Below are 16748 nucleotides of genomic sequence, written 5' to 3' on the forward strand. Positions count from 1 at the left end.
ATTTGCGCAGGCCGAGCCGTTCTTCCGCGCAATGGGCACGACCATCACCAATGTCGGCGCGTCCGGCGCCGGGCAGACCGTGAAACTCTGTAACCAACTCATCTGCGGCATCAACATCCAGGCCGTCTGCGAGGCGCTCGCACTGGGACGCGCCTCGGGCGTCGATCTCAACCTGCTGCGCCGGGTGCTGCTCGGCGGTTCTGCCGCCTCCTGGATGCTCGACAAGCTCGGGCCCGCCATGATCGAGGGCGACGTCGCCGCTGGCTTCCGGATCGATTTGATGCTCAAGGACCTCCGCCTGGTGCAGGAGCACGCGCAGGCGCTGAACGTGCCGCTGCCCGGCACCGCGCTCGTCACGAGCCAGTATGTCGACGCGCGGGCCCATGGCGAAGGCACAAACGGCAACCAGGCGCTGTTCCGTGTCTATGACCGCATGACCAACCAGGTCACGGGCTGATCGGGCGCGATGAGCATCCAACTCGACTTTCCTGCGGTGCTGGAGCGTTGGCCGAGCTTCCTCGGCGGCGCCGTCCTCACCCTGGAGCTCGCGGCCCTCGCGACCGTGTTGGGCGCCCTCCTCGGCACGCTTGCCGCGGTCGGGCGCGGAACGCACAGCGCGCTGATCGCGACCGCCTGCAGGATCTATGTCGAGGCGATCCGCAACACGCCGCTGCTGGTCCAGATATTCCTGGTCTATTTCGGGCTCGCCAGCCTCGGCCTGAAGTTCTCCGCCTTCACCGTGGCCGTCGCGGCCCTGACGATCAATGTCGGCGCCTACACCGCCGAGATCATGCGCGCCGGCTTCGAGGCGATCCCGCGCGGACAGATCGAGGCGGCCGAAGGGCTGGCGCTATCGCGCGTGCAGATCTACTGGCACATCATCCTGTTGCCTGCCGTCGAGCGGGTCTATCCCGCGCTCACCAGCCAGTTCGTGCTCTTGATGCTGGCCTCCTCGGTCTGCTCGCAGATCTCGGCCGAGGAGCTCACCGCGATAGCCAACTACATCCAGTCAGACACCTACCGCGCCTTCGAGACCTACATCATCGTCGCCGTCCTCTACGTCGTCCTGTCGCTGGTGATGCGCGCCGGCTTCTGGGGCCTCGGCCTCGTGCTGTTTCCGCGCCGGCGCCGGCTCGGCACGCCCCTGTGAGATGACCATGGGCGGACATCTCAACGTCAACCACCTGATCTTCCTCGGCCATGGCGCGCTGTGGACCGTCGGGCTGTCCGTGATCGCGCTCGTCGGCGGCGGCATCGTCGGCTTCGCGATCGCGCTGGCGCGGATATCACCGCTCAAATCGGTGCGGCTCGCCAGCGCCGCCTATGTTCAGCTCGTCCAGGGCACGCCGCTGCTCGTCATCCTGTTCCTCGGCTATTTCGGCCTCGCCGCGATCGGCCTGCAGGTTTCGCCGCTCGTGGCCGCCTCCGCCTCGCTCACGCTCTATGTCGCCGCCTATCTCGGTGAGATCTGGCGCGGCTCCATCCAGTCCGTGCCGAAGCCGCAATGGGAGGCCGCCGAAGGTCTGGCGCTGAGCCGGACCCAGCGCATGCTGAAGGTGATCCTGCCGCAGGCGATCCGCATCGCAACGCCTCCCACCGTCGGCTTCATGGTGCAGATCATCAAGAACACCTCGCTCGCCTCGGTGGTCGGCTTTGCCGAGCTGATGCGCTCGGGCCAGATCGTCAACAACTCGCTGTTCGAACCCTTCGTCATCTACGCGATCATCGCCGTCGTCTACTTCGCCATGTGCTATCCGTTATCGCTGTTCAGCCAGAGGCTTGAGCGGCGCATGGGCCGTGGCAGGGTCAACCTCGCTCCGGCCTGACATGCAGCAGAACGCCTTTTCCTCCGAACCGATTGTGTCGCTCCGCGACGTGCAGAAGAGCTTTGGTCCGCTCAAGGTCCTTGACGGCGTCAGCTTCGCCGTCGATCGCGGCGAGGTACTCGCCATCATCGGCCGGTCCGGCTCCGGCAAGAGCACGGCGCTACGCTGCATCGACCGCTTCGAGAAAGTCGACGGCGGAGAGATCGTGGTGTGCGGGCATCGCGTCGACCGGCCGGACGTGAATCTGCGCGCCCTGCGCCAGGACGTCGGCATCGTGTTCCAGAGCTACAACCTGTTTCCGCACCTCACGATCGAACAGAACATCGCGCTGGCGCCCTGCGCCGTGAAGAAAATGGCCACCGGCCAGGCGAAGGAGCTCGCGCGCAAGGTGCTGGCGCAGGTCGGGCTCGAAGAGAAGCTTCACGCCTATCCCGAACAGCTCTCGGGCGGCCAGCAGCAACGCGCCGCGATCGCCCGCTCGCTTGCAATGCAGCCGAAGGTCATGCTGTTCGACGAGGTCACCTCCGCGCTCGATCCCGAGCTGACCGGCGAGGTGCTGAAGGTGATCGAGCAACTGGCGGCTGATGGTATGACCATGGTGATGGTCACCCACGAGATGGGGTTCGCCAAGAGCATCGCCGACAGGATCGTGTTCATGCATCGCGGCAAGGTCCACGAAACCGGGCCTGCCTCGATCCTGACATCGCCAACGACCCCCGAGCTGATTCAGTTCGTCGGCACGGGCAATCTAAAATCATAACAGGAGAGGAGAACCAAGGATGACAAACAAGAAATTGCTGGGGGCAGCCGTGTCGCTGTGTTGCCTCGTCATGATGGCGGCGACGCCGGCATCAGCCGACCTGCTCGACGATATCATGCAGGCGAAGAAGATCCGCATCTCGACCGACCTCGCCATCCCGCCCTCGGGCATGATGGACTCCAGCATGAAGCCGACCGGCTCGGACGTTGAAGTGGCCCAGCTGCTCGCCAAGGACTGGGGACTCGAGCTTGAGTTCATCCAGACCACCGGCGCGACCCGCATCCCCAATGTTTTGACCGGCAAGGCCGACATCATCATCTCGACCCTGTCGGTGACGCCGGAGCGCGCCAAGGTGATCGACTTCACCAAGCGCTACGCGACGCTGCAATCTGACATCGGCTGCCTGAAGTCGTCGACCGTCAAGAACTGGCCCGACCTGAAGGACAAGTCGATCGGCGTCTCGCGCGGCACCACGCAGGACACCACCCTGTCCAACATGAAGGACAAGGACCTCAAGATCGCCCGCTACGACGACGATGCCACGATGGTGACAGCGGCCGTCTCCGGCCAGGTCGACTGCGTCGCCTCGTCGGCGACGATCATCAACCAGATCGGCGTGAAGAACCCCGCGCGCGTCTTCGAGTCCAGGATTCCGCTCGCAACTTTCGACCTCGCCATCGGCCTGAAGAAGGGCGAGCCGCGCCTGATGGACAAGCTGAACGCCTGGATCAGCGAAAACGTCAAGAACGGCAAGCTGAACGCCATCTACAAGAAGTTCCACGGGGTCGAGCTGCCGCCCGACATGCGTAGCTGAACCAGAAGAAATCGTGACAGCCGCTTGCAGCGGCTGTCACGACCAAAGCAGGGTTAAGAAGGACATCACATGCGTCTCGTCATTGGATCCGACCACGCCGGCTGGCCGCTCAAGCAGACTGTCATCGACCATATCCGCAGCCTCGGCCACGACGTCGTCGACGTCGGCTCTTACGATGACAAGCCGGTCGACTTCCCCGATATCGCGCGGGCCGTGGCGCAGAAGGTGACCTCGGGCGAAGCCGCGCGCGGCATCATGGTGTGCGGCACCGGCGTCGGCGCCTCGATCGCCGCCAACAAGATGAAGGGCATCCGCGCCGCGGTCTGCCACGACGTTCATTCGGCCCATCAGAGCGTCGAGCATGACGATGTGAACGTCATGTGCATCGGCGCCCAGATCGTCGGCGCCTGGCTCGCCGTGGATCTCGTCTCCTCATATCTCTCCGCCGAATTCTCCACCGACGAGGATTTCCGTCGCCGGGTCGAGAAGCTTCGCGTCATGGACGAGGAAGGCTGATCGCGAGCCACTTGCCATGATCCTGGTGTTCGGATCGCTCAATATCGATCTGGTCGCCCAGGTCCCGGTCATTCCCGGGCCCGGCAGGACGGTGCTTGCGCCCTCCTACCAGACCCATTTTGGCGGCAAAGGGGCTAACCAAGCCGTCGCCGCCGCACGGATCGCTGGCCGCGGACGCGTTCGCATGGCGGGCCGCGTGGGGCGGGACGCGTTCGGTGAACGTGCGCTCGACAATCTTCACAGTAATGGCGTCGATACAAATCTCGTCGTCAGGGCGGACGAGTCGACGGGATGCGCCTTCATCGCCGTCGATCCCGCCGGCGAGAATGCGATCACGGTCGCGAGCGGCGCCAACATGACCGCCAGCGCCACCGACCTGCCGGTGAGCCAACTCGCTGCCGACACCGTCCTGGTGCTGCAGATGGAGGTGCCGTTCGCGCAGTCGCTTGCGGCCGCGCGCCGGACGAAATCGGCGTCGGGCACCGTGGTCTGGAATCTCGCGCCGGTCCCGGAGAAGATGACGGCGGCGATGGTCACCGAGCTGCTCGCCGTGACCGACTACCTCCTCGTCAACGAGCATGAGGCGCGCGATGCCGCCGCAGGCATCGGCCTTGGCGCACCCGATTACGAGACCGCAGGCGGTCATCTTGCAAAGGCGGGCGACCTCACCTGCATCGTCACCGCGGGCGCGCAGGGCGCGCTCGCGGTCACGGCCGACGGCACCTGCCTTCAGGTGCCTGCCCCGCGCATCACGCCGGTTGATACGACCGGCGCGGGCGACACCTTCGTCGGCGCATTCGCCGCCATGCTGAGCGAAGGCATGCCGCTGCAAGCCGCGATGGGGGTCGCGTGCGAAGCCGCGGCCCAAAAATGCCTGAAGCCGGGCGCGCAAGCCGGCATGCCAGTTCGGACCGCAATTCCGTCCCTCACCTGACCGGTGCACTGCTGCCCGCGCTCCGTCATTGCGAGCGCAGCGAAGCAATCCAGAGTCCTTCCGCGGTGACCGTCTGGATTGCTTCACTGCGCTCGCAATGACGACGTTGAAGCAGTTTCGCAAAATGCCCCCCATGTCGTCCTGGCTTTCGCCAGGACGACACCGAGGGGGGCGGCACGACCATTCGCCCTCTCCGCGTCCTCCGGCTACACTTCCCCGATTCCCGGAGCACGCCCCTTGGCCTTCCTCTTCGTCCTCAGCGTCGGTCTCCTCGCCGGCACCATTTCCGGCATCGTCGGCACCGGATCGTCGATCATGCTGATGCCGGTGCTGGTCTATGCCTACGGGCCGAAGGAGGCCGTGCCGATCATGGCGGTCGCGTCCGTGATGGCGAATTTTTCGCGGATCCTGGCCTGGTGGCGCGAGGTCGACTGGCGGGCCTGCACGGCCTATTCGGTCACCGGCATTCCGGCCGCCGCGCTCGGTGCGCGGACGCTGCTGGCGCTGCCCTCGCACGCCGTCGATCTCGCCATCGGCCTGTTCCTGATCGCGATGGTGCCGGCCCGGCACTATCTCGCGCGGCACCAACTGAAGGCCAATCTCTGGCACCTCGCGATCGGCGGCGCGGTGATCGGCTATCTCACCGGCATCGTGGTCTCGACCGGCCCGCTCAGCGTGCCGCTGTTCCTGTTCTATGGCCTGACCAAGGGCGCCTTCCTCGCGACAGAGGCCGCCGCCTCGCTCGGTCTCTACTTCGCGAAGTCCGTGACGTTCGAGCGTTTTGGCGCGCTGACGCAGGATGTATTCATCAAGGGCCTGATCGCGGGCTCCTCGCTGATGGCGGGCGCGTTCATCGCAAAGCGCTTCGTGCTGCACCTGAAGCCAGACGTGTTCCGTCTGGTGATGGACGCGATCATGATCGCGGCCGGGCTCTCCATGCTCTGGAACGCGACGCAGCCGTGATGTCGGCGCGCTCAGGCCGCGAATTCGGGCACAACTGACGGGCTGTCGGCAAGCGCCGGGTTCGCCGCGCCCTCGCCCGTCGCCCGCCCGTCAAGCCATCGCAGCGCGGCATCGAGCGGCTGCGGCCTCTGATAGAGATAGCCCTGACCGAACCTCACGCCGATCTCGCGCATGGCCAGCACCTGCTCGGCCCGCTCGATGCCTTCCGCAATCAGGGTCAATCCCAGAGTGTCCGCGAGCGAGGCGATGACGCCGACAATCGCCTTGTCCTCGGCGCTTGCCGGGATCTCGCTGATGAATGCCTTGTCGATCTTGACCTTGTCGAGCGGGAAGCGGCGCAGATGCGCGAGCGAGCTGTAGCCCGTGCCGAAATCGTCGAGCGCAATCGTGGCTCCCAGCCGCCGCAGGCGGCGAAGCGTCTCGGAAGCACTGGCGATGTTGTTGATCAGCGACCCTTCCGTGATTTCGAGCTCGAGGGACGACGGTGCAACACCAAAGCGCTCGCAGGTCTCGCGGATCTCGCCGGCGAGCGAATGGTCGGCGAGCTCTGACGGCGGCAGATTGATCGCAATCCGGATGTGCGGTTTGCCGGCGGCGGCGAGCCGCTGCAGGGAGCGGCAGGCGTCGGTCAGCACGTAGCGCGTCAGCCGCACATTGTTGCCGCTGCGCTCGATAAGCGGAAGGAACTCGCCCGGGCCGATGATGCCGTGCTCGGGGTGCCGCCAGCGGATCAACGCCTCCAGGCAAACGACGCTCTGGCTTTCGAGGTCGACCTGGCTCTGGTACCAGACCTCGAACTGCCCTTCGGCGAAGCCGGCTGGAATTGCAAGTTCCAGATCCCTGCGGCGGCGATACTCGCGCTGGAGCGCCTCGTTCAGCACGGCGACGGTGCCCGGCGCCTTGCTCTTGGCATGATAGAGCGCGATGTCGGCGAGCGCCGGCAGATGCGACAGTTCCGGATCGTCCGCGTGGCGCACGGCAAGGCCGATGCTGGCGCGCGGCATGACCAGCTTGTCATGCAGCCGGATCGGCTCGGAAATGGCGTCCAGCAATCGCCGCGCGAACGCCTGCGCGGCCGCCTCATCCCTCACCTCAGGGCGAATGACCACGAATTCGTCGCCGCCGAGCCGCGCGACCCAATCCTCCGCCTCGACCGCGCCGCGAAGCCGCTCCGAGATGTGAATCAGGAACTTGTCACCGGCATCGTGGCCGAACGTGTCGTTGATGCCCTTGAAGTCGTCGAGATCGATGAAGCAGAACGCGACCAGCGCATCGTGCGAGCCGGCATGGCTGCTGAGGACGACCAGGCGCTCGGTCAGGGAGCGCCGGTTCGGCAAGCCCGTGAGCGGATCGTGCGAGGCCATGTGCCCGAGCCGGTCGAGTGCGCCGGACGTCGTGTGCTGCATGGCGTTGAAGGCGCGCGCGAGCTGACCGAACTCGTTCGAGGAGTGCACATCCGCCGGATAGGCGCGACCGTCCTGCTTGCTGCGCTGGATCGCCGACATCATCGCGGCCAGCGGCCTGCCTATGAAGATGTTCGCTGAAATCCGCATCGCGACCATGGTCGCAAGCGTCGCAAGCAGGCCGACGACGAGAAGCAATACCAGCCGGCTGCCCGTATCCGCGTACAGCGTCGTATAGGAGTAGGCGATCGCGATGCGGCCGGCCTGAACGGCCATGTTGCCGTTGCTGTACTTGATGGGGCGGGAGACTTCCGCGACCGCCTGCCCCGTCGGCCGCGCCATCACCCGGGCAATCGCAACGCCCGTGTCGTCATAGACGGCTGCCGCAGCGATCGACTCGTCGTGCATGATCTCGTTGAGCACGCTCGTGACCTGCTCGTAGCGCATCTTCCAGAGCGGCTCGGCAATGAGCTCGGCGCGGCTGTCGGCGACCCGGGCAATGCGCGCGTCGAGCTGCCTGATCTGCGACCAGAAGCTCGAGACCTCGACGCCGGCCGAGGCGAGCAGCTGAACCAGCAGCAGCACGGGCACCGTGGCCCAGATCATCGCGCGGACGACCGAGCGCGAAGCCGCGCGCTTCGGCTGCCCGGTCCGATCCGGCTCGCTCACCCCGTCGCCTTTTCGCATCATTCGCCGCCGCCGTTCGGAGGCGACAGCGACGAGATGAGCGCTGCGACGGAGAAGTCATAGTGACCGCACCCTCCAGCCTTCGCCCTGAAGCGCGTGAAGTCGATGCGATCGAATGCTCGATTACCGATCAGGTCGCTGACGGAGATAAGATTGTCGCGCGTGATCGCGGACGTCTTGACCTCGACGTGGGTTGAAGCGGCTGCGAAATCGCAGCCATCGGCATAGTCGCGAAGAAGGACGATCGACCAGCCGCCAAGCAGGAAGTGACCGCCGTCGGTCAGGAGGAGACGACCCGCCTTGATCTCGCGCAGCGCGTCCTCCGACCAGTTGAGACCGACCACCTGGATGTCCCGGCCCGGCGAGAGGCCGGCGGATGCCGCCGCGTGGAGCGCTCCCAGCGCCATCGGGTCGTTTCCGGCCCAGATGCCTGCGGGGCGGATACCCTTGCGCGATGCCCAGCTCAGATAATTGGCCGTGACATGCTCAGCCTCCGACTGCGTCCAGTTGGCGAACAGCATCCGGTCGACCACCACGTCGGAAGCGGCGGCCACTGCGAGGTCGAGACCCGCGTTGCGAGCGATTGAGGCCGGCGTGATCTCGTCGCCGCCGATTCCGAGAATGTGGATCCTGCCGTCCGGGCTCTGCCATTTCGCTGCGCGCGCCGCGCCGATCAGCGCATTCGCCATCCGCGCGCCCGCTGTCGTCAGATCGGTCGTGATATCACCGAGCCAGGTCCTGAGTTTCTGGCGTGGCGGCCCGAGGCGTGCCGCGTCCTCGCCAATCAGCGTATTCGACAATAACAGCGTCTTGACGCCGGCGGCCTCGGCCGCCTCCACGATCGGCACTGCCGCGGATTCTTCGTTGGACAGGATGAGGAAATCGGGCTTCTCGGCACGCGCGACCACGCCGAGGCCCAGCTCCTGCATGGTGCGGTAATTCCGCTCGCTGGTGAGCACCTCGACCTTCGCATTGAGCTTGCGGCCGGCGGCCTGCATGGTCTGCGAGACCATGTCCCAATAGACCTCGCCAGTCTTGCCCGGATTCACGAAGACGATGTTGAGGGGCCTTGCGTCGGCCGCAACGCCGCGGCCGGCCGGCGTAAGAACGCCGCAGGCCAGGCTCACGGCCAGCAATATGCGCAGGAATCTCATCGTTCTCTTCGCCACCCCGAATTGGTTCCGAGGTTGGCCCGGCGTCCGCTAACATTTCGCAAAGTCCGGTTGGTTACGGCAGCGCAGAGCTAACAAAGGGTGTATCCGATCCCTTGAATTGCGATATTGGCCTGCGCAGGGGACGCCGGACCATCAGCCGGCACTGCTCTCCCGGCTTCCTGTTCCGTGCTATCAGCAAATCTGAAACCCTCGACTCGCTCTCCCCATGGCCAAGAACACGCTTTCCTTCGTCTGTCAGAACTGCGGCGCGGCCTATAACCGCTGGCAGGGCAAGTGCGACGCCTGCGGCGAGTGGAATACGCTTGCCGAGGAGGACACGACGGGAAGCGTGCCGGTCTCGATCCGCTCCAAGCGCAAGGGACGGACATTCGCGCTGGAAAGCCTCGCCGGAAAGAGCCCGGATGCCCCGCGCCTGTCCTCTGGGATGACCGAGCTCGATCGCGTCACGGGCGGCGGTTTCGTGCGTGGCTCGGTGCTGCTGGTGGGCGGTGATCCCGGCATCGGCAAGTCGACGCTGCTCACGCAGGCGACCAGCATGCTGGCGCGCGCCGGTCACCGCATCGTCTACATCTCCGGCGAAGAGGCGGTTGCGCAGGTGCGGCTGCGCGCCGAACGGCTCGGACTGTCGGATGCGCCGGTGCAGCTCGCCGCGGAAACCTCGGTGGAGGACATCGTCTCCACGCTGTCAGAAGGCGCGGTGCCGAGGCTGATCGTGATCGACTCGATCCAGACCATGTGGACCGACACGGTGGAATCCGCGCCCGGAACGGTGACGCAGGTACGCGCCTCCGCGCAGGCCCTGATCCGCTTCGCCAAGAAGACCGGCGCGGCGATCATCCTGGTCGGCCACGTCACCAAGGACGGCCAGATCGCCGGGCCCCGCGTGGTTGAGCACATGGTCGATGCCGTGCTGTCCTTCGAGGGCGAAGGCTCGCAGCAATTCCGAATCTTACGTGCCGTGAAGAACCGCTTCGGCCCGACCGACGAGATCGGCGTGTTCGAGATGACGGGCCTCGGACTGCGCGAGGTCACGAATCCGTCCGAGCTGTTCCTGTCCGAGCGCGATCTTGGCACACCGGGCACTGCGGTGTTCGCCGGCATCGAGGGCACGCGGCCCGTCCTGGTCGAGTTGCAGGCGCTGGTCGCGCCGACCTCGCTCGGCACCCCGCGCCGGGCCGTGGTCGGCTGGGACCCGAGCCGGCTCTCGATGGTGCTGGCGGTGCTGGAGGCCCATTGCGGGGTCAAGCTGTCCGGGCACGACGTCTATCTGAACGTCGCCGGGGGCTTGCGCATCCACGAGCCTGCGGCCGATCTCGCCGCGGCAGCTGCGCTGGTGTCCTCGCTGGTTAATGCGCAGTTACCCACCGATGCGGTCTATTTCGGTGAAATCTCGCTCTCCGGCGTGGTCCGCCCGGTGGCCCAGACGCCCGCGCGGCTCAAGGAGGCGGCCAAGCTCGGCTTCAGCCGCGCCGTGCTGCCCGAATCGGCCCGGGGCGAGGCTGGCGGCGACGCCGGGCTCACGCTCAATGCGGTCGGCAGCCTGACGACGCTGGTGGCGGAAATCGCCGCCCGCGGATCCCGCCGGGGCGCGCAGAACGCATCGGCGGAGAAAAATGCCACACCGGCAAGATTCCGCCGCGGAGAGGGTTAGCTGGAGGTGACGTTCCCCGTCCCCACCGCTATACACCCGTCACAAAAGCAGCATGGGATTGCGTGGTTCCGGCCTTGCCGGGAGCGCCGTCTGCCCGTCAGTTAGGGCGGCGGCCAAGACACCGATTCGCTGAGCACCTTTGAGAGTACGAGCGGACCAGACCTGCCGATGCCAGTAACACTCCTCGACCTGATCTTGCTCGGTGTGATGCTGATCTCGGGCCTGCTCGCCATGGTCCGCGGCTTCATGCGCGAAATCCTGTCGATTGCGGCCTGGGGCGCCGCTGCGATCGTGACGCTGTACTCGTTCTCCAAGCTGCTGCCGACCGCGAAGACCTATTTCAACAACGACACGGTCGCGAGCGTGGTCGTCGTCGCCGGCGTGTTCGTGGGCACCCTGATCGTGGTCTCCGTGATCACGGTGCGCATCTCCGACATGATCCTGGATTCGCGGATCGGCGCGCTGGACCGCACCCTCGGCTTCCTGTTTGGCCTCGCTCGCGGCCTTTTGATCGTGGTGGTCGCCTTCCTGTTCTTCACCTGGCTGGTGCCGGACAAGCAGCGCCCGGACTGGGTCACCGGGGCCAAGTCCCGGGTGGTGCTCCAGGGAACCGGAGATTGGCTGATGTCGCTCTTGCCGGATGACCCCGAGAACACCATCTTGAAGAGATTCAAGAAAAACAAACCAGATGATGATCAAGCTGATTCCGAGCAGCAGCCTTCGGGCGGCAGCGACGGATACAGTAAACCGGCCCGTGACAGCCTGAAAAAGCTGATCGAGAAACCCGCGGCGCGTTGATTGAGCCCAGAGAGAGGCGCGAACGAGATGCGAAACCCTGACCAGGACGCCCAACTTGATCTCGATGTCGGCCCAGCCGCGCTAGAGCTTCAGGACGACCTGGAGGGGGATACGCTGCGCGAGGAATGCGGCGTGTTCGGCATTTACGGCCATCCCGACGCCGCCGCCATCACAGCGCTCGGCCTCCACGCCCTTCAACACCGAGGCCAGGAAGCCGCCGGCATCGTCTCCTACGACGGCAACCGCTTCCATTCCGAGCGCCGCCTCGGCCTCGTCGGCGACACCTTCTCCCGCCGCGAGGTGATCGACCGCCTGCCCGGCAATGTCGCGGTCGGCCATGTCCGTTACTCCACCACCGGCGCCACGATCCTGCGCAACGTGCAGCCGCTGTTCGCCGAGCTCAATGCCGGTGGCCTTGCCGTCGCCCACAACGGCAATCTCACGAATGGTCTGACGCTGCGCCGCGAGCTCGTGAGGAACGGCGCGATGATGCAGTCGACCACCGACACCGAGGTGATCCTGCACCTAGTCGCGCGCTCCAAGCGCAACCGCTTCATCGAACGCTACATCGACGCGCTGCGCGAGATCGAAGGCGCTTATGCGCTGGTGTCGCTGACCAACAAGAAGCTGATCGGCGCGCGCGATCCCCGCGGCATCCGTCCCCTCGTACTCGGCGAGCTCGACGGCTGCCCGATCCTGACCTCTGAGACCTGCGCGCTCGACATCATCGGGGCACGCTTCATCCGCGACATCGAGCCAGGCGAAGTCATCGTGTTCGACGAGAACGGCCAGGACGTCCACAAGCCGTTCCCGCCGATGGCGCCGCGCCCCTGCATCTTCGAATACATCTATTTCTCCCGTCCGGATTCCGTCGTCCACGGCCGCTCCGTCTACGAGGTGCGCAAGGCCTTCGGCGCCCAGCTCGCGAGGGAGAGCCACGTGCCGGTCGACGTGGTGGTCCCGGTGCCGGATTCCGGCGTGCCTGCCGCGGTCGGCTACAGCCAGCATTCCGGCGTGCCGTTCGAGCTCGGCATCATCCGCAACCACTATGTGGGCCGCACCTTCATCCAGCCGACGCAGGCGATCCGCGAATCCGGCGTGCGCATGAAGCATTCGGCCAACCGCGCCGCGATAGAGGGCAAGCGCATCATCCTGATCGACGACTCGCTGGTGCGCGGCACCACCTCGAAGAAGATCGTGCGCATGATGCGCGATGCGGGCGCGACCGAAGTGCACTTCCGCCTCGCCTCGCCTCCGATCCTCTATCCCGACTATTACGGCATCGACCTGCCCGATCGCGGCGGCCTGCTCGCCGCGACGCATTCGCTGGAGGAGATGCGCGAGATCATCGGCGCCGACTCGCTCGCCTTCCTGTCGATCGACGGCCTGTACCGCGCCATGGGCGAACCCGGCCGCGATCCCGCCAATCCGAAGTTCTCGGATCACTGCTTCACCGGCTCCTATCCGACCCACCTCACCGACCAGACCCAGATCGAGCCGCAGCCGCGGCAATTGTCGCTGCTGGCGGAAGCGAGCTGACGCCGAAGGCGTCATCCCGGGGCGGTCCGCAGGACCGAACCCCAATGCGCAATTGTGCATTGTGGGATCTCGAAGTCGTCAACCAACCTCTGGATTCCGGGTTCGATGCTTCGCATCGCCCCGGAATGACGATCGCGCGGGCTTGTGTGGGCCGCCCACCTCTGCAATACCCCCGCCATGACAAAACCCCTCGCCAACCGCATCGCTCTCGTCACCGGCGCCTCGCGCGGCATCGGTTTTGCCACAGCCAAGGCGCTGGCGAAGGCCGGCGCGCATATCGTCGCGGTGGCACGCACGCAGGGCGGGCTCGAGGAGCTCGATGACGAGATCCGCAAGGAGGGCAGCACGGCGACGCTGGTGCCGCTCAACCTCACCGATTCCGATGGCATCGCGCGGCTCGGCGCCGGGCTGCATGAGCGCTACGGCAAGCTCGACATTCTCGTCGGCAATGCCGGCGTGCTCGGCCCCTCCTCGCCGCTCGGCCATATCGAGCTGAAAACGTTCAACGACGTGATGGCGGTCAATGTCTCCGCGAACTTCCAGCTCATCCGCTGCATGGAACCGCTGCTGAAGCAATCCGACGCCGGCCGCGCTGTGTTCATCACCTCGGGCGCCGCCAACAAGGCCACCGCCTATGTCGGCCCCTACGCCGCCTCCAAGGCGGCGCTGGAAACGCTGGCGCGCGCCTGGGCGCAGGAAACGGCGAACACGCCTCTGCGCATCAACCTGTTCAACCCGGGCCCGATCCGCACCCGCATGCGCGCGACCCTGATGCCGGGCGAGGATCCGATGACGCTCGATACGCCGGAGCAGGTCGCCGAATTCATCGTCCCGATGTGCGCGCCCGACTGGACCGAGACCGGCAAGTTCTACGATTACAAGACCAACACCTTGATGAGCTTCCGCTCCCCAGCCTGATTGACTCGGGTGCCTCCCCGCGATTGACTGCCCGCGCTCAAGCGGCAGCAAGCCGCAAGCCAAAAGGGAGGTCGCCATGGCGCCATGGCATGATCGCGCTGGCTTTACGCCTGCGCTCGCACGTATCTCTCACGCCTTCTCTATCCTGATCGCAGCGGTCGCCTTCGTGTTTCCCGCTGTTGCTACCGCCGGCGACGTCCCGACATTCGCCGTCGACCCATCCTGGCCGAAGCCACTGCCGAACAATTGGATCCTCGGCCAGGTCGGCGGCATCACCGTCGACTGGCAGGGCCATATCTGGGTGATCCACCGCCCGCGCTCGCTCACCGACGACGAGAAAGGCGCCGCTCTCAACCCGCCCCGCTCGAAGTGCTGCGTGTCGGCGCCGCCCGTCCTCGAATTCGATGCCGACGGCAATCTGCTGCGCTCCTGGGGCGGTCCCGGCGAAGGCTATGAATGGGTCGGCCGCGAGCACGGCATCGAGGTCGACGAGCGCGGCTTCGTCTGGATCGGTGGCAATGCCGACAACGACAATGCCATTCTGAAGTTCACGCTCGACGGCAAGTTCGTAGCCCAGATCGGCAAGATCGCGCCGAGCCTCGGCAGCAACGACACCACCCAGCTTGGCAAGCCCGCCGAAACCGCGATCGACAAGGAGGCGAACGAGATCTACGTCGCCGACGGCTATGGCAATCACCGCGTCATCGTGTTCGATGCGAGCACGCTCGCCTACAAGCGCCACTGGGGCGCCTATGGCAACAAGCCGAACGACGACAAGCAAGCGCCCTACGACCCCAAGGCGCCGGTTGCCCAACAATTCGGCAATCCCGTCCACTGCGTGAAGCTCGCCAATGACGGTCTCGTCTATGTCTGCGACCGCATCAACAACCGCATCCAGGTGTTCAGGAAGGACGGCACCTTCGTGAAGGAGTTCTTCTTCGAGAAGAATACGCTCGGCAACGGCGCGGTCTGGGACATCGCGATCTGGCCTGATCCGAAGCAGACTTATCTGCTCAGCGCCGACGGCGAGAATAACGAGATCCGGATCATCAAGCGCGACGACGGCAGCGTGGTCGGCAGTTTCGGCCGTAACGGCCGCAATGCCGGGCAATTCCACTGGGTGCATGCCATGGCGGTCGATGCCAAGGGTAACGTTTATACCGCCGAGGTCGACACCGGGAAGCGCATCCAGAAATTCAAGCTGACTTCGGACGCGCTCAAATAGACGGCGGCACAGCCTTGCCCAAAAGTTAACCCGGATGACGCTTCGACGCAGCGTCATCCGGCTTTAGGCGCATTGCCGCAGCCCCCGGGACGCGCTAGAGCCATCAGTCGGAACAAGGCCCCCCAAGAGAGCCGTCCGAATATTTGACAATGGAGGAAACCTTTTATGACGACGACGTTCGCGCGCCACTATGTGGCCCTTCTGGCCTGCGCCGCCTTCGGTTTTGCAACATCCGCTCACGCCCAGGACAAGACCGTCACGATCGGCGTGCTCAACGACATGTCTAGCCTCTACGCTGACATCGGCGGCCCCAACGCGGTGGTGGCAGTCAACATGGCGGTGGAAGATTCCGGTCTCCGCGCCAAGGGCTGGAAGATCGAGGTCATCAGCGGCGATCACCAGAACAAGCCGGACGTCGGCGTCAACATCGCACGCCAGTGGATCGACACCCAGAAGGTCGATGTGATCGCCGACACGCCGAACTCCGGCGTGGCGCTGGCCGTGAGCAACGTCGTCAAGGAAAAGAATGCGGTCCTGCTCAACTCGGGCGCCGCGACCGCCGACCTCACCGGCAAGGCCTGTAACGCCAACACCATCTCCTACACTTACGACACCTACATGCTCGCCAACGGCACCGGCAAGGCGCTGACCAAGGCGGGCGGCGACACCTGGTTCTTCCTGACCGCCGATTACGCCTTCGGCGCCGCGCTGGAGCGCGATACAAGCGCGGTCGTCACCGCGAACGGCGGCAAGGTACTGGGCGGTGTCAAGCATCCGCTCAACACGTCGGACTTCTCGTCCTTCCTGCTCCAGGCGCAGAACTCCAAGGCGAAGATCGTCGGGCTCGCCAACGCCGGCGGCGACACCACCAACTCGATCAAGCAGGCGGCCGAGTTCGGCATCGTCGAAGGCGGCCAGAAGCTTGCCGCGCTCCTCTTGTTCATCAACGACGTTCACTCGCTCGGCCTGAAAACCGCGCACGGCCTGACCTTCACTGAATCCTTCTACTGGGACCTGAACGAAAACACGCGCACCTGGTCCAAGCGCTTCCAGGAGAAGGTGAGCAATCACGCGATGCCGTCGATGACGCAGGCCGGCAATTATGCTGCCGTGCTGCATTACCTGAAGGCGCTGGACGCCCTTGGCGGCAACCCGCATGACGGCGCCAAGGTCGTCGCCAAGATGAAGGAAATTCCGACCGACGATCCGCTGTTCGGCAAGGGCCCGCTGCGCGTCGACGGCCGCCGCCTCATCCCGGCCTATCTGTTCGAGGTGAAGAAGCCGGAAGAGTCGAAGGGGCCGTGGGACTATTACAAGCTGGTCGCGACCATCCCGGCGGAAGATGCGGCTAAGCCGCTCAAGGACAGCGAGTGTCCGCTGGTGAAGAAGTGACCGCGTAGCGGTCGCGCACTGCCTTCACGGCGTCATGCCCGGGCTTGTCCCGGGCATCGACGTTTGGGCCCTGGACACAACCGCTGTAGGGTGGGCAAAGGCGCTAAGCGCCGTGCCCACCATCTCTCCGTTACCTGAAAACAGCGG

Annotated in this window: 16 protein-coding genes; 14 read left to right on the forward strand and 2 right to left on the reverse strand. The window is 65.3% G+C overall.

Translation table 11 applies throughout. From position 1 onward, the window contains the following. The 8 genes from AYJ54_RS52370 to AYJ54_RS16135 all read left to right on the forward strand — a co-directional run. On the forward strand, positions 1-457 hold a 457-nt coding region (locus AYJ54_RS52370; protein ID WP_245329033.1), incomplete at its 5' end, for an NAD(P)-dependent oxidoreductase. Positions 458-466: 9 nt separating this feature from the next. Beyond that, positions 467-1150 (forward strand): amino acid ABC transporter permease, encoded by a 684-nt coding sequence (locus AYJ54_RS16105; protein ID WP_063699983.1) that lies wholly within the window; start codon positions 467-469, stop codon positions 1148-1150. A gap of 7 nt (positions 1151-1157) precedes the next feature. After that, the gene (locus tag AYJ54_RS16110) at positions 1158-1826 is read left to right on the forward strand and encodes an amino acid ABC transporter permease (protein ID WP_063700511.1); all 669 of its coding nucleotides are present in this window, start codon (positions 1158-1160) and stop codon (positions 1824-1826) included. A 1-nt stretch (position 1827) separates the two neighbouring features. Next, positions 1828-2586, forward strand: a complete 759-nt coding sequence (locus tag AYJ54_RS16115; RefSeq protein WP_063699985.1) for an amino acid ABC transporter ATP-binding protein — start codon at positions 1828-1830, stop codon at positions 2584-2586. Between the two features lie 19 nt (positions 2587-2605). Continuing rightward, positions 2606-3400 (forward strand): transporter substrate-binding domain-containing protein, encoded by a 795-nt coding sequence (locus AYJ54_RS16120; RefSeq protein ID WP_063699986.1) that lies wholly within the window; start codon positions 2606-2608, stop codon positions 3398-3400. Positions 3401-3469: 69 nt separating this feature from the next. After that, entirely contained in the window at positions 3470-3916 is a 447-nt protein-coding gene (gene rpiB, locus AYJ54_RS16125) for a ribose 5-phosphate isomerase B (protein ID WP_063699988.1), read from the forward strand. 16 nt (positions 3917-3932) lie between these two features. After that, positions 3933-4850: a ribokinase gene (locus tag AYJ54_RS16130; protein ID WP_063699990.1), complete on the forward strand. Its 918-nt coding sequence runs from the start codon at positions 3933-3935 to the stop codon at positions 4848-4850. Positions 4851-5087: 237 nt separating this feature from the next. Next, positions 5088-5813 (forward strand): sulfite exporter TauE/SafE family protein, encoded by a 726-nt coding sequence (locus AYJ54_RS16135; protein WP_063699993.1) that lies wholly within the window; start codon positions 5088-5090, stop codon positions 5811-5813. 11 nt (positions 5814-5824) lie between these two features. Here AYJ54_RS16135 and AYJ54_RS16140 read toward each other — a convergent pair whose 3' ends face one another. Further along, entirely contained in the window at positions 5825-7903 is a 2079-nt protein-coding gene (locus tag AYJ54_RS16140) for a putative bifunctional diguanylate cyclase/phosphodiesterase (RefSeq protein ID WP_063700513.1), read from the reverse strand. Next, positions 7903-9057: an ABC transporter substrate-binding protein gene (locus AYJ54_RS16145; RefSeq protein ID WP_063699995.1), complete on the reverse strand. Its 1155-nt coding sequence runs from the start codon at positions 9055-9057 to the stop codon at positions 7903-7905. Before AYJ54_RS16145 ends, AYJ54_RS16140 begins: the two co-directional genes overlap by 1 nt. 226 nt (positions 9058-9283) lie before the next feature. On the opposite strand from AYJ54_RS16145, the gene radA reads away from it, so the two are divergent. The 6 genes from radA (at position 9284) to AYJ54_RS16175 (ending at position 16601) form a co-directional block, all read left to right on the forward strand. Beyond that, entirely contained in the window at positions 9284-10729 is a 1446-nt protein-coding gene (gene radA, locus AYJ54_RS16150) for a DNA repair protein RadA (RefSeq protein WP_063699997.1), read from the forward strand. A 168-nt stretch (positions 10730-10897) separates the two neighbouring features. Further along, the gene (locus AYJ54_RS16155) at positions 10898-11527 is read left to right on the forward strand and encodes a CvpA family protein (RefSeq protein ID WP_063699999.1); all 630 of its coding nucleotides are present in this window, start codon (positions 10898-10900) and stop codon (positions 11525-11527) included. Positions 11528-11554: 27 nt separating this feature from the next. Further along, positions 11555-13066: an amidophosphoribosyltransferase gene (gene purF / locus AYJ54_RS16160; RefSeq protein WP_063700001.1), complete on the forward strand. Its 1512-nt coding sequence runs from the start codon at positions 11555-11557 to the stop codon at positions 13064-13066. 177 nt (positions 13067-13243) lie between these two features. Next, positions 13244-13984, forward strand: coding sequence for an SDR family NAD(P)-dependent oxidoreductase (locus tag AYJ54_RS16165; protein WP_063700002.1), 741 nt, complete (start codon positions 13244-13246; stop codon positions 13982-13984). Between the two features lie 76 nt (positions 13985-14060). After that, positions 14061-15209, forward strand: a complete 1149-nt coding sequence (locus tag AYJ54_RS16170) for an NHL repeat-containing protein (RefSeq protein ID WP_063700004.1) — start codon at positions 14061-14063, stop codon at positions 15207-15209. A 165-nt stretch (positions 15210-15374) separates the two neighbouring features. Next, the gene (locus tag AYJ54_RS16175; protein ID WP_063700006.1) at positions 15375-16601 is read left to right on the forward strand and encodes an ABC transporter substrate-binding protein; all 1227 of its coding nucleotides are present in this window, start codon (positions 15375-15377) and stop codon (positions 16599-16601) included. Positions 16602-16748 lie beyond the last annotated feature (147 nt).

This window comes from Bradyrhizobium centrolobii (genome assembly GCF_001641635.1).
GTDB classification, from domain to species: Bacteria; Pseudomonadota; Alphaproteobacteria; order Rhizobiales; family Xanthobacteraceae; genus Bradyrhizobium; species Bradyrhizobium centrolobii.